Annotated in this window: 24 protein-coding genes and 1 tRNA gene; 7 read left to right on the top strand and 18 right to left on the bottom strand. The window is 62.8% G+C overall.

Going from position 1 to position 26,866, the window contains the following annotated elements; translation table 11 throughout:
* Window positions 1-12: 12 nt before the first annotated feature.
* The 11 genes from AC1DYO_RS05600 to AC1DYO_RS05550 form a co-directional block, all read right to left on the bottom strand.
* Window positions 13-774: a 3-ketoacyl-ACP reductase gene (locus AC1DYO_RS05600; RefSeq protein ID WP_477261089.1), complete on the bottom strand. Its 762-nt coding sequence runs from the start codon at window positions 772-774 to the stop codon at window positions 13-15.
* Window positions 771-2,273: an FAD-dependent oxidoreductase gene (locus tag AC1DYO_RS05595; protein WP_477261087.1), complete on the bottom strand. Its 1,503-nt coding sequence runs from the start codon at window positions 2,271-2,273 to the stop codon at window positions 771-773. The genes AC1DYO_RS05600 and AC1DYO_RS05595 overlap by 4 nt, the downstream gene beginning before the upstream one ends.
* An 89-nt stretch (window positions 2,274-2,362) precedes the next feature.
* Window positions 2,363-3,478 (bottom strand): ABC transporter ATP-binding protein, encoded by a 1,116-nt coding sequence (locus AC1DYO_RS05590; RefSeq protein WP_112559250.1) that lies wholly within the window; start codon window positions 3,476-3,478, stop codon window positions 2,363-2,365.
* Window positions 3,479-3,499: 21 nt separating this feature from the next.
* Window positions 3,500-4,444: a carbohydrate ABC transporter permease gene (locus AC1DYO_RS05585; RefSeq protein WP_477261085.1), complete on the bottom strand. Its 945-nt coding sequence runs from the start codon at window positions 4,442-4,444 to the stop codon at window positions 3,500-3,502.
* Complete coding sequence (locus tag AC1DYO_RS05580; RefSeq protein ID WP_477261083.1) at window positions 4,441-5,391, bottom strand: carbohydrate ABC transporter permease; 951 nt, start codon at window positions 5,389-5,391, stop codon at window positions 4,441-4,443. Before AC1DYO_RS05580 ends, AC1DYO_RS05585 begins: the two co-directional genes overlap by 4 nt.
* Before the next feature lie 254 nt (window positions 5,392-5,645).
* The gene (locus tag AC1DYO_RS05575) at window positions 5,646-6,899 is read right to left on the bottom strand and encodes an ABC transporter substrate-binding protein (RefSeq protein WP_477261081.1); all 1,254 of its coding nucleotides are present in this window, start codon (window positions 6,897-6,899) and stop codon (window positions 5,646-5,648) included.
* A gap of 59 nt (window positions 6,900-6,958) precedes the next feature.
* Window positions 6,959-8,470, bottom strand: coding sequence for an aldehyde dehydrogenase family protein (locus tag AC1DYO_RS05570; RefSeq protein ID WP_477261079.1), 1,512 nt, complete (start codon window positions 8,468-8,470; stop codon window positions 6,959-6,961).
* 10 nt (window positions 8,471-8,480) lie between these two features.
* A complete protein-coding gene (locus tag AC1DYO_RS05565) occupies window positions 8,481-9,257 on the bottom strand; it encodes an enoyl-CoA hydratase/isomerase family protein (RefSeq protein WP_477261077.1) in 777 nt (258 codons plus the stop codon).
* A complete protein-coding gene (locus AC1DYO_RS05560; protein WP_477261075.1) occupies window positions 9,250-10,851 on the bottom strand; it encodes an acyl CoA:acetate/3-ketoacid CoA transferase in 1,602 nt (533 codons plus the stop codon). The genes AC1DYO_RS05565 and AC1DYO_RS05560 overlap by 8 nt, the downstream gene beginning before the upstream one ends.
* On the bottom strand, window positions 10,848-11,864 hold the full coding sequence (locus AC1DYO_RS05555; protein WP_477261073.1) for a Gfo/Idh/MocA family protein: 1,017 nt from the start codon (window positions 11,862-11,864) through the stop codon (window positions 10,848-10,850). Before AC1DYO_RS05555 ends, AC1DYO_RS05560 begins: the two co-directional genes overlap by 4 nt.
* On the bottom strand, window positions 11,861-12,919 hold the full coding sequence (locus AC1DYO_RS05550; RefSeq protein WP_477261071.1) for a LacI family DNA-binding transcriptional regulator: 1,059 nt from the start codon (window positions 12,917-12,919) through the stop codon (window positions 11,861-11,863). The genes AC1DYO_RS05555 and AC1DYO_RS05550 overlap by 4 nt, the downstream gene beginning before the upstream one ends.
* A gap of 228 nt (window positions 12,920-13,147) precedes the next feature.
* On the opposite strand from AC1DYO_RS05550, the gene AC1DYO_RS05545 reads away from it, so the two are divergent.
* From AC1DYO_RS05545 to AC1DYO_RS05530, 4 genes are all read left to right on the top strand, one after another.
* Window positions 13,148-14,302, top strand: a complete 1,155-nt coding sequence (locus AC1DYO_RS05545) for a dihydrodipicolinate synthase family protein (protein ID WP_477261070.1) — start codon at window positions 13,148-13,150, stop codon at window positions 14,300-14,302.
* A gap of 105 nt (window positions 14,303-14,407) precedes the next feature.
* Entirely contained in the window at window positions 14,408-15,478 is a 1,071-nt protein-coding gene (gene gmd, locus AC1DYO_RS05540) for a GDP-mannose 4,6-dehydratase (RefSeq protein ID WP_477261068.1), read from the top strand.
* 9 nt (window positions 15,479-15,487) lie between these two features.
* Entirely contained in the window at window positions 15,488-16,456 is a 969-nt protein-coding gene (fcl, locus tag AC1DYO_RS05535; protein ID WP_477261066.1) for a GDP-L-fucose synthase, read from the top strand.
* Window positions 16,434-17,885 (top strand): O-fucosyltransferase family protein, encoded by a 1,452-nt coding sequence (locus AC1DYO_RS05530; RefSeq protein ID WP_477261064.1) that lies wholly within the window; start codon window positions 16,434-16,436, stop codon window positions 17,883-17,885. The genes fcl and AC1DYO_RS05530 overlap by 23 nt, the downstream gene beginning before the upstream one ends.
* A gap of 4 nt (window positions 17,886-17,889) precedes the next feature.
* Here the strand turns inward: AC1DYO_RS05530 and AC1DYO_RS05525 are convergent, their stop codons facing one another.
* Window positions 17,890-19,938: an alginate lyase family protein gene (locus tag AC1DYO_RS05525; RefSeq protein WP_477261062.1), complete on the bottom strand. Its 2,049-nt coding sequence runs from the start codon at window positions 19,936-19,938 to the stop codon at window positions 17,890-17,892.
* A gap of 585 nt (window positions 19,939-20,523) precedes the next feature.
* Between AC1DYO_RS05525 and AC1DYO_RS05520 the strand changes: the two genes are divergently transcribed.
* Window positions 20,524-21,120, top strand: coding sequence for a Stf0 family sulfotransferase (locus AC1DYO_RS05520; RefSeq protein ID WP_477261060.1), 597 nt, complete (start codon window positions 20,524-20,526; stop codon window positions 21,118-21,120).
* Between the two features lie 248 nt (window positions 21,121-21,368).
* Here the strand turns inward: AC1DYO_RS05520 and AC1DYO_RS05515 are convergent.
* A tRNA-Val gene (locus AC1DYO_RS05515) sits at window positions 21,369-21,443 on the bottom strand.
* Between the two features lie 115 nt (window positions 21,444-21,558).
* Window positions 21,559-21,921, bottom strand: coding sequence for a cell cycle two-component system response regulator CpdR (cpdR, locus tag AC1DYO_RS05510; protein WP_006199474.1), 363 nt, complete (start codon window positions 21,919-21,921; stop codon window positions 21,559-21,561).
* A gap of 164 nt (window positions 21,922-22,085) precedes the next feature.
* Between cpdR and AC1DYO_RS05505 the strand changes: the two genes are divergently transcribed.
* Window positions 22,086-23,027, top strand: coding sequence for an N-formylglutamate amidohydrolase (locus AC1DYO_RS05505; protein WP_477261058.1), 942 nt, complete (start codon window positions 22,086-22,088; stop codon window positions 23,025-23,027).
* A gap of 337 nt (window positions 23,028-23,364) precedes the next feature.
* Window positions 23,365-24,138: a histidinol-phosphatase gene (hisN, locus tag AC1DYO_RS05500; protein WP_477261056.1), complete on the top strand. Its 774-nt coding sequence runs from the start codon at window positions 23,365-23,367 to the stop codon at window positions 24,136-24,138.
* An 86-nt stretch (window positions 24,139-24,224) separates the two neighbouring features.
* Here the strand turns inward: hisN and AC1DYO_RS05495 are convergent, their stop codons facing one another.
* The 4 genes from AC1DYO_RS05495 to AC1DYO_RS05480 form a co-directional block, all read right to left on the bottom strand.
* Window positions 24,225-25,055, bottom strand: coding sequence for a helix-turn-helix domain-containing protein (locus AC1DYO_RS05495; RefSeq protein ID WP_477261054.1), 831 nt, complete (start codon window positions 25,053-25,055; stop codon window positions 24,225-24,227).
* Between the two features lie 110 nt (window positions 25,056-25,165).
* On the bottom strand, window positions 25,166-25,405 hold the full coding sequence (locus AC1DYO_RS05490; protein WP_477261052.1) for a DUF1127 domain-containing protein: 240 nt from the start codon (window positions 25,403-25,405) through the stop codon (window positions 25,166-25,168).
* A gap of 3 nt (window positions 25,406-25,408) precedes the next feature.
* Window positions 25,409-25,579: a hypothetical protein gene (locus AC1DYO_RS05485; protein WP_181057448.1), complete on the bottom strand. Its 171-nt coding sequence runs from the start codon at window positions 25,577-25,579 to the stop codon at window positions 25,409-25,411.
* A gap of 175 nt (window positions 25,580-25,754) precedes the next feature.
* Window positions 25,755-26,714 carry an alpha/beta fold hydrolase gene (locus tag AC1DYO_RS05480; RefSeq protein ID WP_477261050.1) on the bottom strand — a complete coding sequence of 320 codons (960 nt, stop codon included), beginning with the start codon at window positions 26,712-26,714 and terminating at the stop codon, window positions 25,755-25,757.
* Between the last annotated feature and the right edge of the window lie 152 nt (window positions 26,715-26,866).

Raw genomic sequence — 26,866 nt, 5'->3', positions numbered from 1 at the left:
GACACTGTCCACCTACAGTCGCGGCACGGAGAGCGCGCCGTCGACATTGATAATCGAGCCGGTCGAAAAGCCGAGCTTGCCGGCGGCAAGCGTCGCCACCACCGCACCGATGTCGGAGGCCTCGCCCCAGCGCTTTGCCGGCACCAGCCCGCCATCGATCAGCGCGTCGTATTTGGCGGTAACGCCCGCCGTCATGTCGGTGCGGATGATGCCCGGCCGCAGCTCGAACACGCCGATATTTTCCGGCGCAAGGCGAATCGCCAGGTTCTTCACCCACATGGATAGGCCGGCCTTGGAGATGCAGTAATCCGAGCGTTCCGGTGAGGCCATTTCGGCGCTGACCGAGGTGATGGTGATTATCGAGCGCGGATGATCACCCGGTGCGGCCAGCATCGCCTTGGCGACAGTCTGGCTGAGAAAGACGGTGCCGCGCAGGTTGATGTTCAGTGCACGGTCGAAATTCTCCGGCTTCAGTTCCAGCAGGTCGCCGCGCACCACGGCGCCGACGCCGGCATTGTTGACGAGGCAGTCGATACGACCGAAGGCGCTCATTGCGGCGTCGACCAGCGGGGCATGGCCGGCGAGGTCGGCGATATCGCATCTGATGTAGGCGAACTTCGCACCGCGTGCCGCGATGTTTTCGGCCAATCCGTCTGCGGCTTTCTCGGCCAGATCGGCGACCAGAATGTCGAAGCCCGCATCGGCCAGCGCTTCGGCACAGGCCAGTCCAATGCCGCGCGCGCCGCCGGTGACAATGGCCGCCGGGCGGGTCATGCCGCGAGGTCCGTCCGGCGGATATGGTCAGCCACCCGCAGCGCCTGTGCGGCGATCGACAGCGCCGGGTTCACGGCGGCCGAGTTCGGCAAAAAGCTTCCGTCAACCACAAACAGGTTCTGATGATCAAACGCGCGGCAGAAGGGGTCGAGCGGCGCGGTCGCCGGATCGTCGCCCATTTTGACCGTGCCGCACTGATGCGAGGGCGTGCGCTTGTCGAAGGGGCGCGACAGCACGATGGGGTAACCGCAGGCGCGGAAGTGTTCGCGCATCACCTTGGTCAGTCCGTCGAGCGACTGCATGTTGGAGCGACGCCACTGCATGACGATGTCCTTGCCGTCGACCATGATGCGGCTTTCGGGATCGGGCAGATCCTCGCACATCAGGTACCAGTCAACGGCGTGGCCGGCCATGTAATCGAGCGCGAATTTCGGTACGCGCTTGACGTTGGCCTTCAACATATTGCCGTCGATCTTGCCGAGAAGCTGGACGTTGCCGAGCGGCTTGCCGCCACTGCCGTCGGACAGATAATAGTCGTTCAGCATCAGCGTCTTCTGGTAGACGGCATCGTTCCTGCGGCGCGGATCGATCGCCAGCATGGCGCTCGAATTGTGGTTCATGAAATTGCGGCCGACCTGATCCGAGCGATTGGCAAGGCCTTTGCCGTCTGATGATTGCGAGCGCAGCAGGATCACTGCGGAATTGACCGCGCCGGCGGACAGGATGACCAGCTTCGGCGCGACTTTCTTAAGCTCGCCATTCTGCCGGTAGTGGATGGCAGCGATAGTTTTGCCGTCGGAAGACGCTTCAAGATATTCGACATAGCAGCCGGTCTCGAGCCGGATGTTGCTGTCCTTTAGCGCCGCCGCCAGCGGCGCCGTCTGGGCGTCCATCTTGCCTTGGCCTGTGTTCGGGAAAGCGTCCCAGCCGGTCTTGCCCTCTTTCAGCCAGGTATCGATGTCGACGCCGAGTGGCAGCGAGGCCGGATGCAGGCCCAGCCCCTTGAGTTCGGCGCGGGCGCGCGCGATCGGCGCTTCGTCGGGCACCGGCTTGAATGCATAGGGGATCGAGTGAAACGGCTCGGTCGGGTCTTCGCCCAGCGTGCCGCGGACGCGAAACAGCTGCTCGGCTTTCGAATACCAGGGCTCGAATTCGTCATAGGAAAACGGCCAGGCGGGCGAGACGCCGCCAAAGTGCTCCATGGCGGCAAAATCTTCCTTGCGATAGCGGATCAGCACCGCGCCGTAGAATTTCGAATTGCCGCCGACATAGTAGTAATTGCCGGGATTGAAGGCAGCGCCGCCGGCTTCGCGCCACATCTCCTTGGGACGGTAATGGCCATCGACGAAGATCGAGCGCGTGTCGCGCGCATGCGGCGTTGCCGGCAAGGGTTCGCCGCGCTCCAGCATCAGGATCGAGGCGCCGCTGCCGGCCAGACCGGAGGCGATCGTGGCCCCGCCGATACCGGAGCCGATGATGACGACATCAGGATGTGTCATAGCCTAAATCGCGTCCTGACGCGCTTTAGGTTTTTTGTTTTGATGCATGTCGTTGCCCCAAAACCGGATCCACTTTTGGGCGACATACATCAGCGAATGCGGCTCTCGGTCGCCGGATCGAAGAACACTGCCTTGGTCAGGTTGAAGGCCAGCGGCGTGCTGGTGCCCGGCTGGATGTTGGCGTCGGCGCGCAGCCGTGCCACAACGGGCTTGCCGCCGAGATTGGTGACCGCGAAAGTGTCGGAGCCCGCTGGCTCGACCACTTCGATGTGCAGGTCGGCGGTGGCAATGTTCGAGGCGTTGCGTTCAGCACCCTCCGGATCGGTCAGCGCTTCGGGCCGCACGCCGAAGATGATCGGCTTGCCCTGGAAGGCCGAAAGACCCGCCGGTGCATTGGCCATCGGCAACGTGATCGGCTCGCGCGCCTCGCGCTGCAGCACCACGGACAGCGCATTGCCCGAGGTGGCGATGGTCGCCGGGATCAAGTTCATCGCCGGCGAGCCCATGAAGTCGGCGACGAACAAATTGGTTGGGTTGTTGTAGATCTCGGCCGGGGTGCCGAACTGCTGCACCTCGCCGTCGCGCATGACGGCGATCTTGGTGGCCAGCGTCATCGCCTCGATCTGGTCGTGGGTGACGTAGACGATGGTGGTGCCGGTGGTCGCGTGCAGGCGCTTGATCTCGATGCGCATGTCGACGCGCAGCTTGGCGTCGAGGTTGGACAGCGGCTCGTCGAACAGGAACAGTTTGGGGTCGCGCACCAGCGCCCGGCCCATGGCGACGCGCTGACGCTGGCCGCCGGAAAGCTGGCTCGGCTTGCGCTGCAGGAGATGGCCGATCTGCAAGACCTTGGCCACCTTGTCGATCGCCTTCTGGCGCTCGTCGGCCGGCACGCCGCGCATCTCCATGCCGAAGGAGATGTTTCCGGCCACCGTCATGTTCGGATAGAGAGCATAGCTCTGGAACACCATGGCGATGTCGCGCTTGGACGGATGCAGATCGTTGATGGCGCGGCCGTCGACACGGATCTCGCCCTCGGTGATCTGCTCCAGGCCGGCGATGGTGTTGAGCAAGGTGGACTTGCCGCAGCCGGACGGGCCGACCAGAACCAGGAAGCCGCCCTTTTCGAGCTCGACATCGATGCCCTTCAGGATTTCAACATTCCCGAAGCGCTTCTTCAGCCCATCAATTTCCAGAAAAGCCATGGGTCGTTCCTTCCTGATAGCTTAGCCTTTGACCGCACCGGCCATCAGCCCGCGCACGAAATAGCGGCCGGCGACGACATAGACGATCAGGGTGGGCAGAGCCGCGATCATCGCGGCCGCCATGTTGACGTTGTATTCGACGACGCCGGTCGAGGTGTTGACGACGTTGTTCAGCGCCACCGTCATCGGCATCACGTCGCCGGAGCCGGCATAGGCCGAGGCGAACAGGAAGTCGTTCCAGATGTTGGTGAACTGGTAGATCACGGTGACAACGATGATCGGCAGCGAGTTGGGCAGCATGATGCGGCGGAAGATCTGGAAGAACGAGGCACCGTCGACCTGTGCCGCCTTGATCAGCTCATTGGGGAACGCTTCGTAATAGTTGCGGAAGAACAGCGTGGTGAAGCCAATGCCGTAGACCACGTGGACGAAGACGAGATTGACGGTCGAATTGCCAAGGCCGAAATTGAAACCGGTCGCGTTCTGCAGGGTAACGCCGAAGCGGCCGAAGCTGCCGAGGATCGTCGCCATCGGCAAGAGCACCGACTGGAACGGGATAAAGCAGGCAAACAGCATCATCGCGAAGACCAGCGTGTGGCCGCGGAAGCGCCATTTGGTCAGCACGTAGCCGTTGAGCGCGCCGAGCAGCGTTGAGATCAGCACCGCCGGCACCACCATCTTGATGGAGTTCCAGAAATAGCCCTTCATGCCGACGCAGGTCAGGCCCGAGCAAACTTCGCTCCACGCCTTTATCCACGGGTCGAAGGTCGGCGCCTTGGGCAACGCTAGCATGTTGCCGTTCTGGATCTCGTCCATGGTCTTGAACGACGTGACCAGCATGACGAACAGTGGCATCAAATAGAACAGCGCAAACAGCGCTAGCAGCCCGTAGATGACGATGCGGTTGAGGGTCTTGGTGCTCATGCCGCCGGTGGCCTGGCGGGCAGGGGTGGCGACAGCGCTCATCGCGGCTTCTCCCTCAGTTCCGAATAGAGATAGGGGACGATAATGGCGACGATGGTCATCAGCATGATCACGGCACTTGCCGAGCCGACCGCCATTTCGTTGCGCTTGAACGTGTACTCATACATGAAGTTGGACGGCAGCCAGGCCGAGCCGCCGGGGCCGCCGCTGGTCAGCGCGACCACCAGATCGTACGACTTGATGGCAAGGTGCGCGAGCACGATGAAGGCCGACAGGAAGATGGGCCGCAGCAGCGGAATGACGATGCGGCGGTAGAGTTGGAAGGTGGTGGCGCCATCGATCTGCGCCGCCTTCATGATCTCGCCGTCGATGCCGCGCAGCCCGGCCAGGAACATCGCCATGATGAAGCCGGAAGCCTGCCAGACGCCGGCGATGACCACCGTGTAAATGACGAAATCCTTATTCTTGATCCAGTCGAAGTGGAAGCTCGTCCAGCCCCACTGATGCAGGGTCTGCTCGAGGCCGAGACCCGGATCGAGGAACCATTTCCAGGCGACGCCGGTGACGATGAAGGACAGCGCCATCGGGTAGAGATAGATCGGCCTTAGCACGCCTTCGCCGCGGATCTTCTGGTCGAGCAGGATGGCCAGGAACAGGCCGAGCGCCAGGCAGATGGCGATGTAGAGAAAGCCGAAAATGCCCATATTGACGATCGACGTGTACCAGCTCGATGGCGGGTCAGAGTCGAAAGTCCAGCCCCACAGCCGTTGATAGGCGCGCGGTCCGGTGATGACATAGGACGGGAAGGTCTTGGAGTTGGTAAAGGACAGATAGATCGTCCACAGGATGAAGCCGTAGACGAAGACGATCGTGATGGCGAAGCTCGGCGCCAGCACGATCTTCGGCAGGGCGTCCTGCAGGCGCGAGCGCACCGAGGGGCGCGACCGCTCCGGCGTCAGCTTGATCTGGGTTGTCGCTACACTGCTCATGAGGCTCCTCCCGTTTCGGGTCGTCCATGCTCTGCCGTCAGGCGGCAAGGCGGCCCCGTGCATACGGGTCTTTGGTCGGCATGGTGTTCAAGAGCGTTTTCACCGTTTCACGGAAACGGCGAACCGCTCTATCTCTTCTTTTGCGCAATTCCGGACGGAAAACCGCTCACACTTTTCCTGGAATTGCGCTAGCCGGCCAATCCTGAGGTGAAACCTTCCCCGCCGAAGCGGGGAAGGTGTTTTGTGGCTAGCGCTTACCTGGCGTCGTCGATCGCCTTGACCAGTTCGGTCACGGCCTCGTCCGAGGTCTTGATCTGGCCGTGGACGAACTTGGTCACGACATCTTTGTAGGCATTGGCGATCGCGGGCGGGGCGCCATAGCCCTGGGCCAGCGAACCGAACAACGTGCCCTTCTCGTTGGCGGCCTTAAGGTCGGCGATGCCCTTCTTGCCGCAGGCGTCGAAGTCGGTGTCCGGTACGTCGGTGCGGGCCGGAACCGAGCCCTTGACGACGTTGAAGGCCGACTGGAAGCTCTTCGACAAAGTGGCGGTGGCAAGTGCGGCTTGGGCGGCCTTGCGGTCGTCAGACACGTCGAACATGCCGAACACGTCGGAGTTGTAGACGACGCTGCCGTCGGTGCCCGGGAAGCGGTAGCACAGGAAATCGGTACCCGGGGTCTTGTTGGCGGCGTGGAACTCGCCTTTGGCCCAGTCACCCATGACCTGAACCAGTGCATCCCCCTTGATGACCATGGCGGTGGCGAGGTTCCAGTCGCGGCCCGAGAAGTTCGGGTCGACATAGGTGACCAGCTTGGCGAGGTTGTCGAACGACTTCTTCATCGTGTCGGACTTCAGCGATGCGTCATCGAGGTCGTTGAAGGCCTTCTTGTAGAACTCAGGTCCGCCGGTCGACAGCACGACCGAGTCGAACATGGTGGCTTCCTGCCAGTTCTGGCCACCAAGGGCGAGCGGAATGACGCCGGCCGCCTTGGCTTTGTCGAGCAGCGCAATAAGGTCGTCGAAGGTCTTGGGCTCGGTGCCGCCGATCTTGTCCATCACCGCCTTGTTGATCCACAACCAGTTGACCGAATGGACGTTGACGGGCACCGCGACCCATTTGCCGTCATAGACGGTAAACTTCTGCAGCGCCGCGGGAACAACCTTGTCCCAGCCCTCCTTGACGGCGATGGCGGTGATATCGCCCATCTTGCCGGCCGCCGCATAGTCGAGCGCGGTGTAGCCGAGCATCTGCGAGGCGGTCGGCGGATTGCCTGCAGCAACCATTGCCTTCAGCGCAACCATTGCGGGGTCACCGCCACCGCCGGCCACCGGCACGTCCTTCCAGGCATAGCCTTCCTTGGCCAGATCCTGCTTGAGCACGTTGAGAGCAGCCGCTTCGCCGCCCGACGTCCACCAATGCAGCATCTGGACTTCCTTGACGTCCTCGGCATGGGCCGCGAAAGTAAGGCCCGATGCGAGAGCCGTTCCGATAAGCAGTTTGCGCAACATGTACTTCCTCCCTTGTTGCAGTTACACGACCGGTGGATGTCCACCGGGTTCTTCCCAACTCAGCCGACCCACCATCCGGTGCGCTGGCCGCGATGAAACTGGATTGTCTTTTCCTCGGTATAATCCTCGACGGCGCGTTTGCCGAGTTCGCGTCCGAGACCGGACTGCTTGTAGCCCCCGAATGGCAGCTCGGGGTAGCCTTCCATGAATGTGTTCACCCAAACCGTCCCCGAACGCACCCCACGCGCCACCGACATACAGGTGTCGATGCTGGCGCTCCACACCCCTGCCGACAGACCATAAGGCGTGTTGTTGGCGATGTGCAACGCCTTTTCAATCGTTTCAAAAGTCAGCACGGAGAGCACCGGCCCGAACACTTCCTCACGCGCAATAGCCATGTCGTCGGTGACGCCGCGTATGATGGTCGGATCGAGGTATTGGCCGGCATTGGAGGCCAATTGGCCGCCTCCGCTATAGACATTGCTGCCGTCTTTTGCCGCTGCCGTGACGTAACCCGCGACTTTGTTCAGATGATCAGCGGAAATCATCGCGCCGACCTTGGTTTGGTCGTCGAGCGGATCGCCGACCCTCACCTTGGCGGTCAGGGTCTTTACAGCGGCCAGGAAATCATCGGCGATCGCCTCATGCACGATCAGCCGGCTGCCGGCATTGCAGCACTCGCCGGCGTTGAAAAAGCCTCCGAACACCGCCGCATCGGCAGCCGCCTCGAGATCGGCGTCGGGGAAGACGATCTGGCCGTTCTTGCCGCCGAGTTCCATCGAGACCTTCTTCAGTGAATCCGAGGCTGCCGCCATGGTCATCTTGCCGACGCGGGTCGAGCCGGTGAAGGACACCATCTCGACGAGCGGATGGCTGACCATCGGCGCGCCGACATCGGCGCCCAGTCCGGCCAGGATGTTGACGACGCCGGCCGGCAGGCCGGCCTGCATCAAGATGTCGCCGAGCACGAAGGTCGAGGCCGAGGTCATTTCACTGGGCTTGACCACTGCCGTGCAGCCGGCGGCGAGCGCGAAAGGCAGTTTCTGGCTGACGATGAGGAAGGGGAAATTCCACGGCGTGATGATAGAGACGACGCCGATCGGTTCGCGCAGCACGACACCCAGCATGGCGTCGCCGAGATTGGCGTAGCTCTCGCCGTGCAGCGTGCGGGCGAGCGAGGCGGCATAGCACCAGATGTCGACGGCGCCGCCGATCTCGCCGCGCGCCTGGGCGATCGGCTTGCCGGATTCCAGCGCATCGAGCCTGGCGATGTCTTCTAGTCGGGCTTCGATGAGGTCGGCCGTCTTGAGGAGGATGGCTGCGCGCTCGGCCGCTTTCATTCGCGGCCAAGGTCCGGTCTCGAACGCCTTGTGCGCGGCCTGCATGGCCGCTTCCACCTCGGCCTCGCCGGCTTGCGCATAGCGCGAAACGGTGAAGCCGTGGCCGGGGCTGTTGCGCTCCAGAGTGCGGCCATCGCGGGCATCGACGTGTTTGCCGTCGATCAGGAGCTTGTAAGCCTTTGGCGCCTTGGACGCCTCGGCCGGCATGGAAATGTTGAGCGGTGCGTTCATCGTGCTTTCTCTAGGATCTCGAAAAGGCCGGCTTCTGCTTGGCCTTGAAGGCGCTCACGCCGGCCTTGAGGTCGCCGGTGAGTGCAATGAAACCGCTGGCTAGCGCCTCTGTCGCGGCGGCACTTTCCTCGCCTTCGGCGACGGCAATCATCAGCTTGGCGGCTTCGGTTGCGAGCGGCCCGCGCTCTGCAATCTTTTGCGCCCATGTCTTGGCCTCGGCGAAGGCCTGGCCGGTCTCGACCACGCGGTCGACGATGCCGAGGGCGAGCGCCTCGGGGGCGGCAAAAACCTCACCGCCGAGCGCCATGCGGCGCACGATCTGGGCACCGAAGCGGCGTACGGCGCGCTGCGTGCCGGACCAGCCGGGCACGACGCCGATCGATGTCTCGGGAAAGCCCAATTTCACCTGTGTTTCGGCGACACGGAAGTCGCAGGCGACCGCCAGCTCCAGCCCGCCGCCCAGCGCATGGCCCGAGAGCACCGCAATGGTCGGCTGCCGCAGCCTGGCCAGCCGGTCGAAGACGCGGTGGCCATAGCGCACCCATTGCACCTGGAAGTCGGCAGCACTCATCTCACCCCAGGCCTCGACATCGCCGCCGGCGCAAAAGCCTTTGCCTTCGCCACGGACGAGCACGACGCGCACGCCATCGGCCATCTCCGCCTCGTCGAGCGCTGCTTCGAGCGCGCGCAGCATCGGAATGTCCAGCGCGTTGAATTTTTCCGGCCGGCGCAGCGTCACGGTGCCGATGGCGCCGTCCTGCTCGAAGCTGACGAGGCGCTCAGCCATGCGCGCCTCCGAGCGAAGCGCCGCCATTCAGTGACAGGCCGATCGGACGGTCATGATAGAGGGCCGTCGGCGTCACCTTGAGGTCGTTGGCAACGCCGAGCGGTGTTTCCGACTGCGCCAGCACATCGCGCTCGAGGTCGATGCCCGGCGCCAGCTCGGTCACCATCAGGCCGTCCGGCGTCAGCTTCATCACGCAGCGCTCGGTGACGTAAGTGATGTCCTGGCCTTGCGCGACGGCGCGCTTGCCGGAGAAAGAAATGTGCTCAACCTCGTTGACCACCTTCTTGACCTTGCCTTCGGCGTCGATGCGGATGCCGCTATTGGCGAGCGACAGTTTGGCGCCGGCGTTGAAGAAGCCGGAGAAGACGATCTTCTTCGCCCGCGCCGTGATGTCGACGAAACCGCCGGCGCCGGCGGTGACATGCGGCCGTGCTGAAAGCTTCGACACGTTGACCGAGCCGTGGCGGTCGATCTGCAGGAAGGACAGCAGCGAGGCGTCGAAGCCGCCGGCCTGGAAATAGATGAACTGGTGCGGCGAAGGCATGATCGCCTCGGCGTTCGAAGCGCAGCCGAACTTGAAGTCGAGCAGCGGCACGCCGCCGACCGCACCCTGTTCGATCACCCACGTGACCTTGCCGTGCTGGCCTTCCTCGAGAAGGATGCGCGGCACGTTGGCGGAGATACCGAAGCCGATGTTGACGGCCATTCCGTCGCGCAATTCCATGGCAACGCGGCGCGCGATGACCTTTTGCACGTTCATCTCGGCATTGCGGAAGCTCGACAGCGGCCGGAAGATCTCGCCCGAGATGGCCGGGTCGTAAGGCGTCAGCGTCGTCTGCAACTGATCGGGCGCAACCACGATGTGGTCGACCAGCACGCCGGGAACGCGCACGTCGTGAGGCTTCAGCGTGCCGTTTTCGACGACGCGCTTGACCTGCGCGATGACGATGCCGCCATTGTTGCGCGCGGCGAGCGCCTGTTCGAGGCCGCCGAGATAGGCGCCTTCATGCTCATAGGTGAGGTTGCCGCGCTCGTCTGCTGTGGTCGCCCGGATGATCGAAATGTTGGGCACGATCGAGCGGAAATAGAGCCATTCCTCGCCGTCGAACTGCTGCACCGAGACGATCGGCTCGCTGGCCGCCGCGTTCATGGCGCAACCCTGGTGGCGCGGGTCGGCAAACGTGTCGAGACCGACCTTGGTCAGCACGCCAGGGCGCTTGGCGGCGGCCTCGCGGTGCATGTCGAACAGAATGCCGGACGGCACATTGTAGGCGGCGACCGAATTGTCGCCGATCATCTTCCAGATCTGCGGCGGCTCGGACGAAGAGGGACCGGACGGATAAGAGCCGCACAAAGTGCGCTTCAGCAGGCCGGGCTTGGCCAGATGGTCGATGCCCTTGATGCCATACATGTCGCCGGCGGCGATCGGGTGAAGTGTGGTGATGTTCTTGGGATGACCTTCCGCATCGAAGCGCTCGCCGATGGCGGCGAGCACCGCGTCCGGGCAGCCAAGACCGCTCGACGACGAGACGGAGACGGTCATGCCATCTCTGATCAGGCCGGCTGCCTGCTGTGCTGAGACGACCTTGCTCACTTCACGCTCCCGAGCTTCGGGTCGATGGCGACCGCCTTGCCGGATTTCTCCGACTGCAGCGCGGCTTCGGCTGACGCCAGCGACCAGACGCCGTCTTCTCCGGTGGCGGAGGGCTGACCCTTGCCGCCTATGGCGGCATGGAACTGGCGCAGCGACCTGACATAGAGGTTTTCGCGGTCGAAGCCCAGTTCCTCCTCGCCCTTGGCGGTGCGCAACAGCACCGAGCCGACAGGCTTCTGCGTCATCACATTCTTGGCGATCAGCGAACCTTCCGAACCATGCACCTCGAAGCCAGTGTCGGCGTACTTCGTGGTGAAACCTTCATGCGACTGGGCAATCACGCCGGACCGGAAGCGCCAGATGCACATGGCGCCGTCTTCCAGGCCGCTGCCGGCCATGCCGGCCGACTGGGTGAAGGCCGAGATCTCGACCGGATCGTCGCCAAGCACGAAGCGCAGCGTGTCGGCATCGTGGACGGTGATGTCGAGCACCACGCCGCCGCCGGCCTCAGGCTTGGTGATGCGCCAACCCTGCAGGTTCTCCGGCAGGTAGACGGAATGGAAGACGCGGGCGGCGATTGGCTTGCCGATGCGACCGGCTGATATGGCGTCGCGCATCGTGCGGTGGGCGCCGGCATTGCGCAGATGGTGGTTGGTGCCAAGCACGATTCCGGCTGCCTTCGCCGCTGCGACCATGGTGCGCGCATCGGCGCTGGTCAGCGCCAGCGGCTTTTCACACAGAACATGCTTTCCCGCCCTGATCGCGGCCAGCGCCTGTTCGAGATGCAGTTCATTGGTGGTCGAGATGTAGACGGCGTCGATGTCGGCGCCGAGAAGGTCGTCGAGCGTCGAGACGGCAAGCGGAATGTTGTTTTCTCCGGCATAGGTCTTGGCGCGCTCCGGGCTGGAGCTCATCACCGCTGATATCTCGCCATCTGCTTGCGCTCGGATCGCGTTGATCATGAACTGTTTGGCGATCGTGCTGGCGCCGATCAGTCCCCATCGGACGCTCATGCCGCGTCTCCCATTCCTGCTGATGTGTTCTCGGCGCGGCGATCGGGACCGCAGCTTTCCCTGACGACCAGATTGACGGCGCCGATATGATCCTCGGCACGCGTGGTGCGCGACTGGATCATCTTCAGCATGACGTGGGCGGCGCGCTCGCCAAGGCCTGCCGTGTCCACCGAGACGCTGGTCAGTGCCGGCATGTAATGCTCGGCCTCGACCACGTCGTCGAAGCCGACGACGGCGAAATCAGCGCCGGGTTCCAGCCCGCGCTTGCGCAGCGCCAGCATAACGCCGAAGGCGACGGCGTCGTTGAAGCACAGGGCCGCCGTCGGCGGCTCGGCCATGGCAAGTGCGGTTTCCAGGCAGGCGATGCCGCCCCTGCGACTGGTCTCGCCTTCGACGACGAGCACGTCGCGCCTGGCAATGCCGAGTGTCTCACACGCTTCGCGAAAACCGCCCAGGCGCTCCTGATAGACGACCAGATCGGAGGTGCCGCCGAAGAAGGCCAGCCGGCGATGGCCCTTGCCGATGAGATGGGCGGCGGCGAGGTACGCGCCGCGATGATTGTCGGGCGCGATGACAGGGATGCGGCTGTCCGGCAGGCGGCGCATTGCGAAGACCACGGGCACGCCCGCCGTCTCGAGGCGGCGGAAGGCGCCCGGCGTGGTGCCGCGCGCCGGCGACACGATCAGCCCGGCGACGCCCTGTTCCATCAGCGACTTCAGCACTTCTTCCTGGCGCACCGGATTCTCCGCCGTATTGGCGATGAAAGGCACGATGCCGGCCGACTGGAAGACGCGCTCCATGCCGACCGCCAGCTCGGCGAAAAACGGGTTGGTGAGATCGTTGATGACCATGCCGATGACGTTGGAGTGGGCCTTGCGCAGATTGGCGGCGCCGCGGTTGTAGACATAGCCGACATCCTCGATCGCCTTGCGCACCTTGACCGCGGTCTCAGGCCGGATCAGCCCGCTGCCTTGCAGCACGAGCGACACCGTCGATTTGGACACACCGGCCTCGCGGGCGATGTCCAGGATCGTTGCCTTGGCCCGGCTGGCCATACGCTTGTTTCCTCCACCTGAATTGGCAAATCTATTGGAACGTTCTAATCACTGTGCCAAACGAGAGTCAATCGGAATTCTGACGAGGGCTGAAAAATTGATTGATGTGGTGCACAACAAGGGTTTTAGCCTCCTTTTGGTGTTTGGACCGGTTCAATCGCCGGAATCATAAAGGTTCTTGATTTATTGGAACGTTCCATTTATAGAGTGCCGCAAACGGAGGTTGCCATGGATATCACCCTGCCTGCGGAGAATGGCGGCCGCGTCAGCTACAAGCTCGTGGGCCACCCGGTGGAGCCCAGGATCGGTGCGGTTTTCCCACGCATCGCCTATGCCGCGGCCCATGTCGTCGCCGATCCTTTTGCCATGACCGATCCGTGGTCGCGCCCTGTGGTCGACTGGGACAAGACAATGGCGTTCCGCCACCATCTGTGGCGGCTTGGCTTCCGCATCGCCGAAGCGATGGACACCTCGCAGCGCGGCATGGGCTTCGACTGGACAAATGCCAAGGAATTGATCCGCCGTTCGATCGCCGAGGCACGCAGCGTCGAGGGCGCCGATCTGGCATCGGGCGCCGGCACCGACCATCTGGCGCCGGCGGCTGCCAGAACGCTCGATGATGTCATCGGCGCCTATGAGGAGCAGTTCGCTTTCATCGAAGGCGAGGGCGGCAAGGCGATCATGATGGCCAGCCGGGCGCTGGCCGCGGTCGCCAAAGGCCCGGATGATTATGTCAAGGTCTATGACCGCATTCTCGGTCAGGCCTCCGGCAAGGTCATCCTGCACTGGCTGGGCGACATGTTCGATCCGTCCTTGAAGGGCTATTGGGGCAGCGGCAATTTCGAGGCCGCGCTCGACACCGTCGTCGCCATCATCGGGCGACATGCCGGCAAGGTCGAGGGGATCAAGATATCGCTGCTCGATGCCGGCAAGGAAGTTGCCTTGCGCAACCGGCTGCCGGAAGGCGTCGTCATGTTCACCGGCGACGACTTCAACTATCCCGAACTGATCGCCGGCGACGGCGAACGGCATTCGCATGCCTTGCTCGGCATTTTCGACGCCATCGCCCCGGTCGCCAATGCGGCCCTGGCGAAACTGGCCGCCGGCGACCGCACCGGCTATAACGCGCTGATGGCGCCGACAGTGCCGCTGTCGCGAAAAATCTTCGAGGCGCCGACCGAGTACTACAAGGCCGGCATCGTCTTCATGGCCTGGCTCAATGGTCACCAGGATCATTTCGCCATGGTTGCCGGCATGCAGTCGGCGCGCGGCATCCTGCACTATGCCGATGTCTTCCGCCTTGCCGACCAGGCAGGCTTGCTCGCCGATCCTGAGCTTGCGCTGGCCAGAATAAAGCATTTCTGCGCGGTTGCGGGTGCCTGAGAACAACGCAATCGCTGGCTGAAAAGTATCCCCCGTATGGGGGATTTGCGTTCTCGCGCCAAATCTGTATTCGGTTGCCGGGATTTAATGCGGACGAACGCGGCAATGACGGAAAAAGTGGCGCTCATCACCGGTGTAACCGGGCAGGACGGGGCCTATCTTGCAGAACTGCTTCTGCGGAAGGGCTATATTGTCCATGGCGTCAAACGCCGCTCATCCTCGTTCAACACCGAGCGGGTCGATGATATCTATGTCGACCCGCACGAGCGCGGCGCACGCTTCTTCCTGCATTATGGCGATCTGACCGACGCCACCAACCTCATCCGCCTGGTGCAGGAGACGCGGCCCAGCGAGATCTACAATCTCGGCGCCCAGAGCCATGTCCAGGTGAGTTTCGAGACGCCCGAATATACCGGCAATGCCGATGCGCTGGGCACGCTCAGGTTGCTGGAGGCGATCCGCATCCTCGGCCTGGAGAAGACGGTGCGATTCTACCAGGCCTCGACCTCGGAGCTCTACGGCAAGGCGCGCGAAATCCCGCAAAACGAGACGACGCCGTTCCATCCGCGCTCGCCTTATGCCGCAGCCAAGCTCTACGCCTACTGGATCACGGTCAATTACCGCGAGGCCTATGGCATGTTTGCGGCCAACCGCATCCTGTTCAACCACGAAAGCCCGACGCGCGGTGAAACCTTCGTCACCCGCAAGATCACGCGGGCCGTGGCCTCGATCCATCACGGCCTGCAAGATACGCTCTATCTCGGCAACATCGATGCCAAGCGTGACTGGGGCCATGCACGCGACTATGTAGAGGGCATGTGGCGCATTCTGCAGCACAGCGAAGCCGACGATTTCGTGCTGGCGACCGGCGAGGCGCATTCGGTGCGCGAATTCGTCGAACTGGCGTTTGCCGAGACCGGCCGTAGCATAGACTGGCAAGGCGAGGGTGTGGACGAGGTCGGTGTCGATACCGACTCGGGCACTGTCCTGGTGCGCGTCGATCCGCGCTATTTCCGGCCGACCGAAGTCGACCTTTTGCTCGGCGACTCCGCAAAGGCCAAGGCAAGACTCGGCTGGTCGCACACGACCGGGTTCAGGGATCTGGTGGCGGAAATGGTGCAGGCCGATCTGGCGCGCGCGGCCGGCGGCACGCGGCAGAACAGCCGCTCTGCGTGAGGCACGCCGATGGACGCGACATTTGAACTGAAAGGCAAGCGTGTCTTCGTCGCCGGGCATCGCGGCATGGTCGGTTCGGCCGTCGTGCGACGGCTGGCGAGCGAGGATTGCGAGGTGCTCACCGTCTCCCGCGACAGGCTCGACCTGCTCGACCAGGCAGGGGTGCAGCGCTGGATGGCCGACCACAGGCCGCATGCGGTGGTGATGGCGGCTGCAAAGGTCGGCGGTATAATGGCCAATGACCGGTACCCGGTCGATTTCCTGCATGAAAATCTTGTCGTGCAGAGCAATGTCATCGACAGCGCATTTCGCAGCGAGGTCGGCAAACTGCTGTTTCTCGGCTCGTCCTGCATCTATCCCAAGCTCGCGCCGCAGCCGATCCCGGAAGACGCTCTGCTGACCGGCCCGCTCGAGCCCACCAACGAATGGTATGCGATCGCCAAGATCGCCGGGCTGAAACTCTGCCAGGCCTATCGGCGCCAATACGGGGTCGACTACATCTCGGCGATGCCGGCCAACCTCTACGGTCCAGGCGACAATTTCGATCTGCAGAGCAGCCATGTCGTGCCGGCGCTCATGCGAAAGGCGCATGCGCTGGCACTGAGCGGGGGCAACAACCTCGAGGTTTGGGGGTCGGGCACGCCGCGGCGCGAATTCCTGCATGTCGACGACGCCGCCGATGCGCTGGTCTGGCTGTTGAAGAATTATGCCGGCGACAGCCACGTCAATGTCGGCTCGGGGGAGGATGTCACCATTGCCGAGCTCGCCAAAACCGTCGCATCCGTCGCCGGCGTTGAAGCCACGATCACCTTCGATGCGACCAAGCCGGATGGTACGCCGCGCAAGCTGATGGATGTGTCGCGGCTGTTTGCAACGGGATGGCGCCCGCGATACGCGCTTCGCAGTGGATTGGAACAGACATATGCGTGGTTTCTCCAGCATGTTGAGAAAGGTGATGTCCGCCTCGGCGCGGCCTGATCCCAATTCTCAGCATGCAAAGTTGATTGCCGCGACCAGGGATGACGGGCTGGGCGGGCGGCTTCTTGCGATGGTCAACGCAAAGGCGCTTGCCGATGCGACAGGCCATCGCTTTGGTTTCACCTGGAAGAGAGCCGTTTCGGACAAGACGTTTCACATTGTCGATACGGTCGACAAAATCTTTAATCCCGACTTCATCGAAAAACACTGGCTGGGCGAAAAGATCAGAGAGACGGATCTCGAGGTTCTAAAGAAAGGGAAATTCACCCGCGCAAGCCTGACTGCGTCAGCCCGCCGAAGCTTTTTTCGTGGCTGGCTCTGCAACGATTTCAACGTTCTGGAGTCTTTTCGCGACAAGGGAAGGCCGCTCGCGACATCCGAAACGATCAGGACGATCGGCTTTGCCGAGCCGGTGAACCATGCGCTGCGCGCCGCCCAGTCCTGTCAATTTCCGGGGCAAATGGTCGGACTGCATTTGCGCAGCGGCGATATCGTTCGCGGCAAATACCGTTCGATGCTGAATTTTAACGGCAAGGTGATCCCTTCTACGCTGGCCAAGGCGATTGTCGCCGAGCTCGCGTCACAGGGCATGGCGACGCTGCTGGTCGGCCAGGATCGTGCGACGCTCGACTATCTGAGGTCGCAAACCGGCGCGTTGCTGACCGACGATTTCGGCGCCAACGAATTCGAGGATCAGACGCTGAGGGCATTTTTCGAGATGGCGCTTCTGGCGCGCTGCCAGCGCATCTATGCCGGCAGCAGCGTGTTCGCATCGGTGGCCTCGGTGATGGGTGGCTCTGCGCACGTCAGGACCACCAAGCTGTTCAGCCCGCCGCAGGCTGCGCAACTCATGCTCGGAGAGCTGGCCCAGAGTCACGCCGATTATCATCCGCGCGAGGCGGCCTTCGGCTATCTGTCGGCGTTCCTGGCCATCGAGGACGAAATCAGCCCGGTCAGGGCAAGGGAGATTCTTGGCAAAGGCTACGCGCTCGATCCTGAAAACGATGTCTATGCGCTCAAGATCGTGGCCTCCTACTTTCGCGACAAGGATTACGCTGCCGGCGAAGCCATTTTGAAATCGCGCATGACGGCACAATTCGAGGCGCGTCCCAAGGTGCCGCTGCCAATGCTTTTGGCCCTGTCGCGCAAGACAGTGCACGGCCACACCATGGGCAAGGATTTCGCGTCCTACTTTGCCGCGGCGAGGGCCGGTCATCCCTATGCCACGGCCTGCTCGGCCCATATTCTGCATGACGGGTTCGGCGAACTGAAACCGGCGCTTGAGATGATCGCCAGATCGCAGGCTGCAGAACCAGCCAATGCATTGTTCCGGACGATCAGGCGCTACATCCGGCCGATCGCGACGCGTGAATCCAGCCCGCTGCTGAAAGCGCGGCTTCGGCTTTGGAAAGCCGGGATCAGGATTTAGTCCATCACCGCCTTCGCCAGAACCAGAACGGTGCGATGCCTTGGTCGGGATGGAAAAGCGATCTCCCGGCGCTGACATCGGCAACCGCTGTCGTCGCGGGGTCGTGGCATGCGAGATCGAACAGCAATGGCTGAGCCAGATCCCTGTCGATGGTCTCAATGTCTTGCCTGCCAATATCGGCTGCAAACCGGCGCAGCGCGGTGACCAGCCCCTGTCCCTCGGCGGCCCTGTGCCGCCATAGATCGTCGCCGACCGAGGACAAGAGCCGTGCCAGGGAAGTCCAACCCTGCAAGGCGAGCATGGTGTCGTGCAGGCTCGACGTTTGGTTAAAAAGCGAGCCATCGGCTGCGATCTCGGCCGCCAGCCTTTCGCGGGCGTGGAGGCGGACCCTGGCCAGCGTTGCGCCGTCGTTCAGAAACATTGCGATCGATGCCCGTTGCAGATTGCTGACAACACCGTGATTACCAAACACCGTCGCCTGCGCGGTGGCCAGCCATTTGCCGTAGCCGCCAAGCCAGGCCCGGAAATCCTCCCGGTCCTGTCCGGTCAGCACCCCGGCCCGTTCGACAAGGCGGACGGCATCGAGGAAGAAGTGGAGATCACCAAGCTCGAAGACACCGTGCTTTGCGCGAGACGGGTTCATTCTTGTGTCGGGGGCGATGAACCATGCGCGGATCCGTCGCGCGGCATCGGCGGCAAAGCGCTGCTCACCGAGCACCGTCGCCGCCAGCGCCAACACGGTGGTGTCGTGCAGGACACGGCGCAGGCGGGTGCGATCGCCTGCTTGATGGAGATCGGTGCCAGAAGCGCGGGCGAGCACCTCGCTAGCGGCAGTTTCGAGACGGCGGTGAAGCTCGACATCATGGTTTTCGGATGCCGCGGCAAGGGCGGCATCGTCGTAAAAAACCAGGCGCGACGGGTCGAGCCTGGCTGCGGTCGCCAGGGCATCGCAGCGGTCGATCATATCGACGATCGCTTCGTCGCGGCTGGTCCAGCGGGCGAGGAAACCGGCCTTGCCGATTTCCAGATGCGAGCGCCCGGAATCCAGGCGCGCCACCCAGCCGGCATTCTGGAAAAGCCCGGCCTCGGGGGCCGGCGACGGGCGTGGGAAATCCCACGGGTCGTCGCGGAAACGGTCCCATGGTCCGGGAACGCCGAGTCGCCACAGCAGTTCGACCTTGGGCCGGCGGCCATAGGCATAGTCTTCGTCGAACAGTTCGGTCGTATCGGCGCGGAAGATGATCTGGGGCTCTTCCCTGGCCGGCGGCTTGAAATTCTCGTCGAGCAGAGCCAGGTTTTCGACGATGCGCGCCATCGGCACGATGACATAGGGCAGATACGGCCTTGCCTCGATTGCGCGGCGTATCTGCCGGAATGCCTGCTCGGTCAGAAAACAGTTTCCGTCCCACGGCATCAGCCACTTCGCTCGCTCGCGGGCGATCTCGAGCGCTTTGTTGCGCGCGCCGTTGTTGTTCATCAGATAGCGGTTCTTGCTGCGCCTGATGAGCGTTTCGTAGCGCGCCGCGGTCAGCTCAGCCGATTGGCGGCTCTTGCCGGAAAACCGGAGTTCCTTTGCCGCCAGCCTGTCGATGTCCCACGCAATCCTGCCATAGGCCTCCAGGTCGAAAGGGATGCGCAGAAAGCTCTGGCCGCGGCCCTCCAGCAGCCTGACGATGCGGGCCTCTTCATCCGGATCGGCTATCCGATTGACGATCCAGATTTTGTCGCAGTCGGGAAAGGCCGGCTCATTGTCCAGGATGAAGCGGGCATTGTCGAAAGACTGGCCTTTGCGGTGCCGCGGCTCGAGATCGTTGCCGATGATGCGGACGAGCATGAAGCTGTCCTTCGCCGCTGCAATGGGCAAGGCCGGGTATGCGTCACGCGCCGCCCGGATTCGAAGCCTGACATCGCGCCTGTGTTCGAGCGTTCGCTTTGCCGCAACCAGCACGCCGCCAGGGCTCGAGCCTGGCGATTGGAGATATTTCCTGGCCCGTTTGAGCTCAAGGTAGATGCGTTGCCAGGCCGACTTCCGCGCCGCCGGAGTTGATGTCATGGCCACCCGCCGGAGCGGGCGCGCCAATGGTCGGCGATCATCGACCATCCTGATCTAGTCATTCGCATTGTTCCCCCCGAACATCGCGTCTGCCCCAGCTTTAAAGCCATCGCGCCCGGTCGTCACGACTGAAAATTTGTCCAGGCATTGGCGCGCCTGCCTCGCCTGCGCCGGGAAGGCTTTGCCGGCGATTTCAGTTTTGCTCGTGAACCATTTCGTTGCCGCCCGCGACCAAGCGCCGTGTAGCAAACACGGTCCATCAAGGAGAACGTCCATGTTTATCACTTCAAGAAACGTCCTTCTCGCCGCCATCGCCGTTTCGGTGCTGGCGGGGTGCTAGACGGCGCCGCCGAGGGAATGCGAGAAGACCAAGCCTGGTGTCACCTATAACGGCAAATGCTGCGGCATCGGCACCCCGTGCCGTGAAGGCGACAACACTCCCTCATGACAAGCCCGACAGGCCCGATCCGCGGCCGCAATGATCCGGCCGAGAGGCCACGCCGTCCCGGCTCGCGCCGGGGCGGTTTTGCATTCCTTGAATTGGCAAGGTGGACTCGGCGGTGATCCCGTTGGTATCTGTCATACATGCCGATCAGCCCGCCCACAGGTTGGAAACCTCCTGGCAAGACACTCATTATCGCGACCTTGCAGCGATCCGGCAGCACGCTTCTTTGCGAAAAGATGCGCAGCACAGGCGTGCTGGGAAATCCGGAAGAGTACTTCAACAGGGAAGAGAAGACCCCGACCGTCGAGCGTTGCGCCCGTATCGCCGCCAGCGCTACGCCGAACGGAGTGGCCGCAACCAAACTGTTTCCGTCCCATTTCTATGAGCTAAGCAGGGATATCAGGCTTACAGAGTGGTTTCCTGACCCGGGGTGGATATACCTTGAAAGACGTGATCGGCTCGGCCAGGCAATTTCCTGGGCGAAAGCGTGGCAGGACGGCGCCTGGACCAGCAAGACTGCTGCGGTGAAAAAAGCCGAGTACTCGGCGTATGGCATCGACTTCGCCCTTGCCCAGATAGCCATCGGCACCGGTCGCTGGAATTCGTTTTTTGCCAGGACGGGGATCGAACCGCTCCGTCTTTTCTACGAAGACACGCTTGATGATTTCGACAGCATCAGCCAGCGCATCGGCCTGCTGGCGGGTTGGATGCTCCCGTGCCTCGCGAGGGCAAGGTGAGTCTCAGGCCGCAGCGAAACGAGGAAAGCGACGAATGGCGGCGGCGGTTTCTTGCCGAGTCCGGCAACCCGGATGATTTCGACAGGCCGATTGTCCGGCTTCGCAAGCGCAGAAGGTCCAAATGGATGTTCTGGAGGAAATGGTTCCGCGGCGCGGCTGCCAAACGTTGATCTTGCGCCATAGCGGAGCCATGAACAGTGAGTTCCGATGAGCGCATGCGGAACAAATCAAGCCGATTTTGGTCTGGATGGTGGGCGTGACAGGGATTGAACCTGTGACCCCTGCAATGTCAATGCAGTGCTCTCCCGCTGAGCTACACGCCCATCCGAAGCCGCGCATACACCATTTTTGATCCAGCGCGTCAATAGCCGGAAAAGGGAAAGAAAGGCTCGTTTTGTCGCGCCGCCAGGCAAGCGGCGGCATCGCGTCCGAATTGCTTCAGGCGGCCTGCAGCATTTTTTCGACCTCGTTGACGAGATCGCGCAGGTGGAACGGCTTCGACAGCACCTTGGCGTCTTTCGGCGCCTTGGAATCGGGATTGAGCGCAACGGCCGCGAAACCGGTGATGAACATCACCTTGAGGTCGGGATCGATCTCGGTGGCGCGGCGGGCGAGCTCGATGCCGTCCATCTCCGGCATGACGATATCGGTCAACAGCAGGGAGAAGGGTTCCTCGCGCAGCCGCTCATAGGCGCTGGCCCCATTGTCGAAATCGCTGACTTGGTAGCCGGCCCGCTCCAGTGCCTTGACCAGGAACCGGCGCATGTCGTCGTCGTCTTCCGCCAGCAGAATGCGTGCCATCTTGTCCCGTCCGAATCACCCCACCCAAGCCTGCCGTCCGGCAAACCCGTTAACCATCCTGTATATGAGGAGGTGACGGTAAACATCAAGTGAACGCTGGCGGCATTAATCCTGATTTGACGGGGTTCCTGACATGCCGAAATGCTGGACATGCGGCCGATGAGGTGGCAGTTTCCCATCATGATGCATTGCTGTTTCCGGGTTCGTTCAAATTGACGACGGCAGCCGAGGATTTTTCGGTCGTTCCACCCTTCGAAATCCGATCGGGCGCCGAGCAGCGCGTTCCCTTCGTCTTCAACTCACCGCATAGCGGCCGCTATTATCCCGACCGCTTCCTGGCCATGGCCAGGCTCGACCGCAACGCCATCCGCCGTTCCGAGGATTGCTATGTCGACGAGTTGTTCGGCGGCGCGGTGGCACTCGGCGCGCCGATGCTGGCCGCGAATTTTCCGCGCGCCTATCTCGACGTCAATCGCGAACCCTGGGAACTCGACCCGCGCATGTTCGCCGAGCCGGTGCCGTCCTTCTGCAACATCCGCTCGGCGCGCGTCGCCGGCGGGCTCGGCACCGTGCCCAAGCTGGTAGGCGAGGGGCTCGACATCTATTCCGGCCGCTTGCCGCTGGCGGAGGCCGTCCAGCGCATCGAGGCCGTTTACAAACCCTATCACGAGACGCTGAAGCGGCTTTTGACCCGGACCCATGCCAGGTTCGGCTATGCCGTGCTGATCGACTGCCATTCGATGCCGGCGAGCATCAGGGTGGGCGACAACGGCCTGCGGCCGGACTTCATCGTCGGCGACCGTTTCGGCATCTCGGCCACCGCCGCGCTCACCGAGACGGCGATCGGCCTGCTGATCGGCATGGGCTATACCGTCGCCCACAACAAACCCTATGCCGGTGGCTTCATCACCGAGCATTACGGCCGGCCGGCGCGCCATCTCCACGCGCTGCAGATCGAGGTCAATCGCGGGCTCTACATGAATGAGCGGACGTTCCAGAAATCGGCCGGTTTCGATGCGCTGGCCGACGATATGGCGCGCTTTTCGGCCGACCTGATGGCGATGCCCGACCATCATTTCATCGACCTGCCGCTGGCGGCCGAATGAGGCCAAAAAGGGCGACGAGTGATGGTTCTCGCGCCGAGCATGCGGCGGCGTAAAAAAAGACCGCATCGTTTGCACGACACGGTCGAAGTCTAGGGAGGAAACGCCCAAGGAGGGCATGGACAGGAAAACCTGTCCGACAACAAGGTTATTGTGCGATGCACAAATGTCAACCGACTCCACGCTTTTTTAATTCACTCTGATGTGGAAATTGCGTTTGCATGGCGCCGGCGTGACATTTTGGCAACAATTATCTCACTGATAAATCGATAAACCGGCTTGTTTTGGCGCAAAAGTGTCGGCAGACCGGCTCAGGCACTCTGCAATGCGGGAGAATCAGGTGGACATCAGCATCGATTTCATGCGCCGGATCGCGCAAGCGGCGGCGGCTGAAACCTTGCCGCGTTTCCGCGCACAAGGCGCGGTGGCCAACAAGGAAAAAGGCAGTTTCGATCCAGTCACGGAAGCCGATCGCGAGGCCGAGCGTGCCATCCGGGCGCTGATTTCAGCCGAGTATCCCGATCACGGCATTTTGGGTGAAGAGCATGGCAGCGAAAACATCTCCTCGAGGCATGTCTGGGTGATCGATCCCATCGACGGCACGCGCGCTTTCATATCCGGCCTGCCGGTGTGGGGGACATTGGTCGGGCTCACGGTCGACGGCGACGCTGTCGCCGGCATGATGGCGCAGCCCTTCACCGGAGAGCTGTTCTATGCCAACGCCTCCGGCTCCTACTATGAAGGCCCCGGCGGCCCGCGGAAGCTCTCGACCCGCAAAACGACGAAGCTTGACGAGGCGACCTTGTTCACCACCACGCCGGCGCTGTTCAAGGGCGAGGCGCGCATGCGCTACGATGCGTTCGAGAAACAGATCCAGCTCGCCCGCTACGGAGCCGATTGCTATGCCTTCGCCATGATCGCGTCTGGCAGCGTCGACATCGTCGCCGATCCCGGATTGAAGCCTTACGACATCGTCGCGCTGATCCCGATCATCGAGAAGGCCGGCGGGGTCGTCACCACCTTCGAAGGCGGTCCGGCGGAAAAAGGTGGCGACATACTGGCCGCGGCGACGCCGGAACTCCACGCGGCGGCAATGGCGGCCCTGCGCGGCTGATAACTTTTTGTTCGACGCAATTCCTCAGGGAAAGCGCTACGCGCTTTTCCCGGGAAAACCGCTTCACACTTTTCCTGGAATTGCTTTTAGCGCGGCTTGATCGAGCGCTGGAATTCCGCCGGCGTTCGTCCATAGACCTGCCTGAACGCTGAACTGAAATGGCTGTGGCTGGAGAAGCCGAGATCCATGCCGAGCGTCGTCAGATTGTCGTAGCGGCCAAGCAGGTCGAGCGCACGCGCCAGCCGCAGGCGCAGATGATAGCGATAGAGCGGCATCGCCTCGACCTGCTGGAAAACCTGCGTGAGATAAACCGGCGAGACGCCAACTTCGGCGGCAATCTCGGCCAGCGTCCAACGCCGCGACAGGTCCGAGGACAGGACGAGCTTGGCGCGGTCGACCAGCTTTTGCCGGCCAGCGCTGGCGCCGGCGGCGTGGGAGGTGCGCTCGCCGAGGGCGCGCCGCACCAGCGTCAGCGCCAGGGTTTCGGCCTCCAGCGTTTCGGCAATGTTGCGGCTCAGGCTGTGGCGCAGCACCGCCACCAGAGCCTGGGCCCGCGGGTCGATGCGGCGGCGCTGGCGACGAAACGCCAACGCGCTGCCCGAGCGCAACTGCTCCTTCGGCGTCAGTTCCTGCAATTGCGCCTGCTCAACGACGAGATCGAGGCAGGAATCGCCACCCTCGACAGGGTGGCTGATCCGGTAGGGCTCCGCCTCATTGAAGAACAGCAACTGGTTGGCTTCGGCGACCGCATCGTTGCGGCCGACATGGCGCACGAAGACACCGCGATACGGAAACACCAGATGCGTGGCCGCGGTGCATTCCTCGTCGCTCTTGTGCCGGCATTCGCCGCTGCAGACGACGTCCCGGACCCTGACGGTGCCGGTGTCCAGAAGCGTCAGTACCGCGAACTGAGACATGGTCGTTGCGTGCCCCTTTGCGCCGAAAGCTGTCCCGGCACTTTAGGCGATCGGCCTGCCCAGACCTGTCAGGAGACTTCACCTGTCAGCGCCTTCGCAACGGCCATGGCTCAGTCCCACAAATGGCGCATGTATTCGCAGTGGGCTTCGCCCCGCGACAAGCCAATGTCCTTGAGCTGCTCGTCGGTCATTTCGAGCAAGGCAAGGCGGCTTCGGCGCCTTTCCAGCTGGCGGCCGATCCAATTGGCGGCTGCAATGCCTTGTGTTCGCAAGGACCGCCAGAAAGTCGCGGTTTGAGTTGTCGGCGCGTGTGCCAGGCATTGCGCCGTCGTCGCATGATCGGGGTGCATCGCTCAGGCCTCCCCGTTGCCGACCACTGAGGCGCCGGCCACCGAGGCGCCGGCTTCGTTCAGCGCTATCGCGCATTCCTCGCAGCAGACCTCGACGGTCTTGCCGCCGACCTTGACGCGGATCGGGTTGGCGTCCAGCTGGCAATCGCAGGCAGCGCAGGTTTTCTCGGTCATGATATCATCTCCTTGGCGTTCAGTTCGACGCGCAGAGATGATCATTCCGGGGCGGCACCGGCTGTCAGAATCTTTAGCTCTTTGCGTACTGCGGGCACTGCCGGGCGGTCCTCCTGACAGAAGGCTGTCAGCAGGAATGAATTCAAAGCGCCGCACCCCTGCGGCGCTGGCGGCATCAGGCAGTCGGGTCGTCGTTGCCGGGAATGAAGGCGTCGAAGGCGGCGAGCAACTGCTCGCGATAGACATCGGCCTCCTGCAGGATCTCGTGCTGGGCGCCATCGATCATCAGCAGCGAGCCGAGGCGCAGACGCCTGGTGTAGGCTTCCACCGCCTTGGTCGAAACGACCCGATCGGCGCCGGCGGCGATCATGAGGAGGGGGACCTGAATCTTCGCCATGAAGTCCGGCTCGCTGATGGCTTCGCTTGCCTTGATGGCGGCCCGCAGCCAGCGGATCGTCGGGCCGCCGAGCGCCAGTTGTGGATATTCCTCGTAGATTTTCGTGTTGCGCTGATAGCGCTCAGGGTCCGATGTCACCTTGTTGACGGCAAAGGGCAGGGTCTGCCTGGGTCTGGGACCCCAGGCGGCATAGAGCCGGCCAAGGCCGAGAAAGCACAATATCGAGCAGACGCGGCGCACCGTTTTTACGGACAGCGGAAAATCGGGCACCGTCAGGAATGGCGCGATCAGCACCATGCGGCGCACCCGGTTGACCATCGACGGCGCGGCGAGCAGGGCAATCACGGCTCCGGCTGAGTGGGCGAGGATGTAGTACGGGCCGCGGCAGTCGGGCAGCACGATGTCCTCGAAGAACTGTTCGAGATCGCCGGTGTAGTCGTAGAAGGAGCGGACATAGCCGCGTTGCGGGTCGCGGATCAGGCGGTCCGAACCGCCCTGGCCGCGCCAGTCAAGCGTGGCGACGCCGAGGCCACGATCGGTAAGGTTGCGGATGGTCTCGAAATATTTCTCGATGCACTCGTTGCGGCCGGGCAGCAGGACGACCGTGCCCTTCAGCGGCCGGGTGACCGCGGCAAACAGGCCGTAGCGGATCTTCTTGCGGTCGCGCGTGGTGAAGAAGCCGCCGGCGATATTTTGCGGCGGCGGGTTGCCTGGCGTGGGATGGAAGAGGTCCGTCATTCGGCGCTTGCGTCTTCGTGGTGTCTCGCCTGCGGGCGTTGGCATGGTGATAGACGCCAATGGATGAAAAGCAAAGGGAGGGGCGCCAAGGGGGCGGACGAACAACGAGTAAGGCCGGAAGCAGCCTGTGGCGGCGTGCTTCCGGCCTCTGT

This window comes from Mesorhizobium sp. P2_F5, from assembly GCF_056403715.1.
The sequence above is the reverse complement of the archived record's forward strand: the minus strand, read 5'-3'. Positions and strand labels throughout refer to the sequence as shown.

Excerpts from the sequence above, each read along its gene's own strand:
- fcl (WP_477261066.1), top strand. The coding sequence starts at position 15,488 with ATGGACGCGACATTTGAACTGAAAGGCAAGCGTGTCTTCGTCGCCGGG.
- AC1DYO_RS05585 (WP_477261085.1), bottom strand. The coding sequence starts at position 4,444 with ATGAGCGCTGTCGCCACCCCTGCCCGCCAGGCCACCGGCGGCATGAGC.
- AC1DYO_RS05490 (WP_477261052.1), bottom strand. The coding sequence starts at position 25,405 with ATGCACCCCGATCATGCGACGACGGCGCAATGCCTGGCACACGCGCCG.
- AC1DYO_RS05590 (WP_112559250.1), bottom strand. The coding sequence starts at position 3,478 with ATGGCTTTTCTGGAAATTGATGGGCTGAAGAAGCGCTTCGGGAATGTT.
- AC1DYO_RS05570 (WP_477261079.1), bottom strand. The coding sequence starts at position 8,470 with ATGAACGCACCGCTCAACATTTCCATGCCGGCCGAGGCGTCCAAGGCG.
- AC1DYO_RS05520 (WP_477261060.1), top strand. The coding sequence starts at position 20,524 with ATGCCGATCAGCCCGCCCACAGGTTGGAAACCTCCTGGCAAGACACTC.
- AC1DYO_RS05555 (WP_477261073.1), bottom strand. The coding sequence starts at position 11,864 with ATGAGCGTCCGATGGGGACTGATCGGCGCCAGCACGATCGCCAAACAG.
- gmd (WP_477261068.1), top strand. The coding sequence starts at position 14,408 with ATGACGGAAAAAGTGGCGCTCATCACCGGTGTAACCGGGCAGGACGGG.
- AC1DYO_RS05480 (WP_477261050.1), bottom strand. The coding sequence starts at position 26,714 with ATGACGGACCTCTTCCATCCCACGCCAGGCAACCCGCCGCCGCAAAAT.
- AC1DYO_RS05575 (WP_477261081.1), bottom strand. The coding sequence starts at position 6,899 with ATGTTGCGCAAACTGCTTATCGGAACGGCTCTCGCATCGGGCCTTACT.
- AC1DYO_RS05550 (WP_477261071.1), bottom strand. The coding sequence starts at position 12,919 with ATGGCCAGCCGGGCCAAGGCAACGATCCTGGACATCGCCCGCGAGGCC.
- AC1DYO_RS05595 (WP_477261087.1), bottom strand. The coding sequence starts at position 2,273 with ATGACACATCCTGATGTCGTCATCATCGGCTCCGGTATCGGCGGGGCC.
- AC1DYO_RS05545 (WP_477261070.1), top strand. The coding sequence starts at position 13,148 with ATGGATATCACCCTGCCTGCGGAGAATGGCGGCCGCGTCAGCTACAAG.
- AC1DYO_RS05565 (WP_477261077.1), bottom strand. The coding sequence starts at position 9,257 with ATGGCTGAGCGCCTCGTCAGCTTCGAGCAGGACGGCGCCATCGGCACC.
- AC1DYO_RS05600 (WP_477261089.1), bottom strand. The coding sequence starts at position 774 with ATGACCCGCCCGGCGGCCATTGTCACCGGCGGCGCGCGCGGCATTGGA.
- AC1DYO_RS05495 (WP_477261054.1), bottom strand. The coding sequence starts at position 25,055 with ATGTCTCAGTTCGCGGTACTGACGCTTCTGGACACCGGCACCGTCAGG.
- AC1DYO_RS05485 (WP_181057448.1), bottom strand. The coding sequence starts at position 25,579 with ATGACCGAGAAAACCTGCGCTGCCTGCGATTGCCAGCTGGACGCCAAC.
- cpdR (WP_006199474.1), bottom strand. The coding sequence starts at position 21,921 with ATGGCACGCATTCTGCTGGCGGAAGACGACGACGACATGCGCCGGTTC.
- AC1DYO_RS05580 (WP_477261083.1), bottom strand. The coding sequence starts at position 5,391 with ATGAGCAGTGTAGCGACAACCCAGATCAAGCTGACGCCGGAGCGGTCG.
- AC1DYO_RS05530 (WP_477261064.1), top strand. The coding sequence starts at position 16,434 with ATGTCCGCCTCGGCGCGGCCTGATCCCAATTCTCAGCATGCAAAGTTG.
- AC1DYO_RS05525 (WP_477261062.1), bottom strand. The coding sequence starts at position 19,938 with ATGACATCAACTCCGGCGGCGCGGAAGTCGGCCTGGCAACGCATCTAC.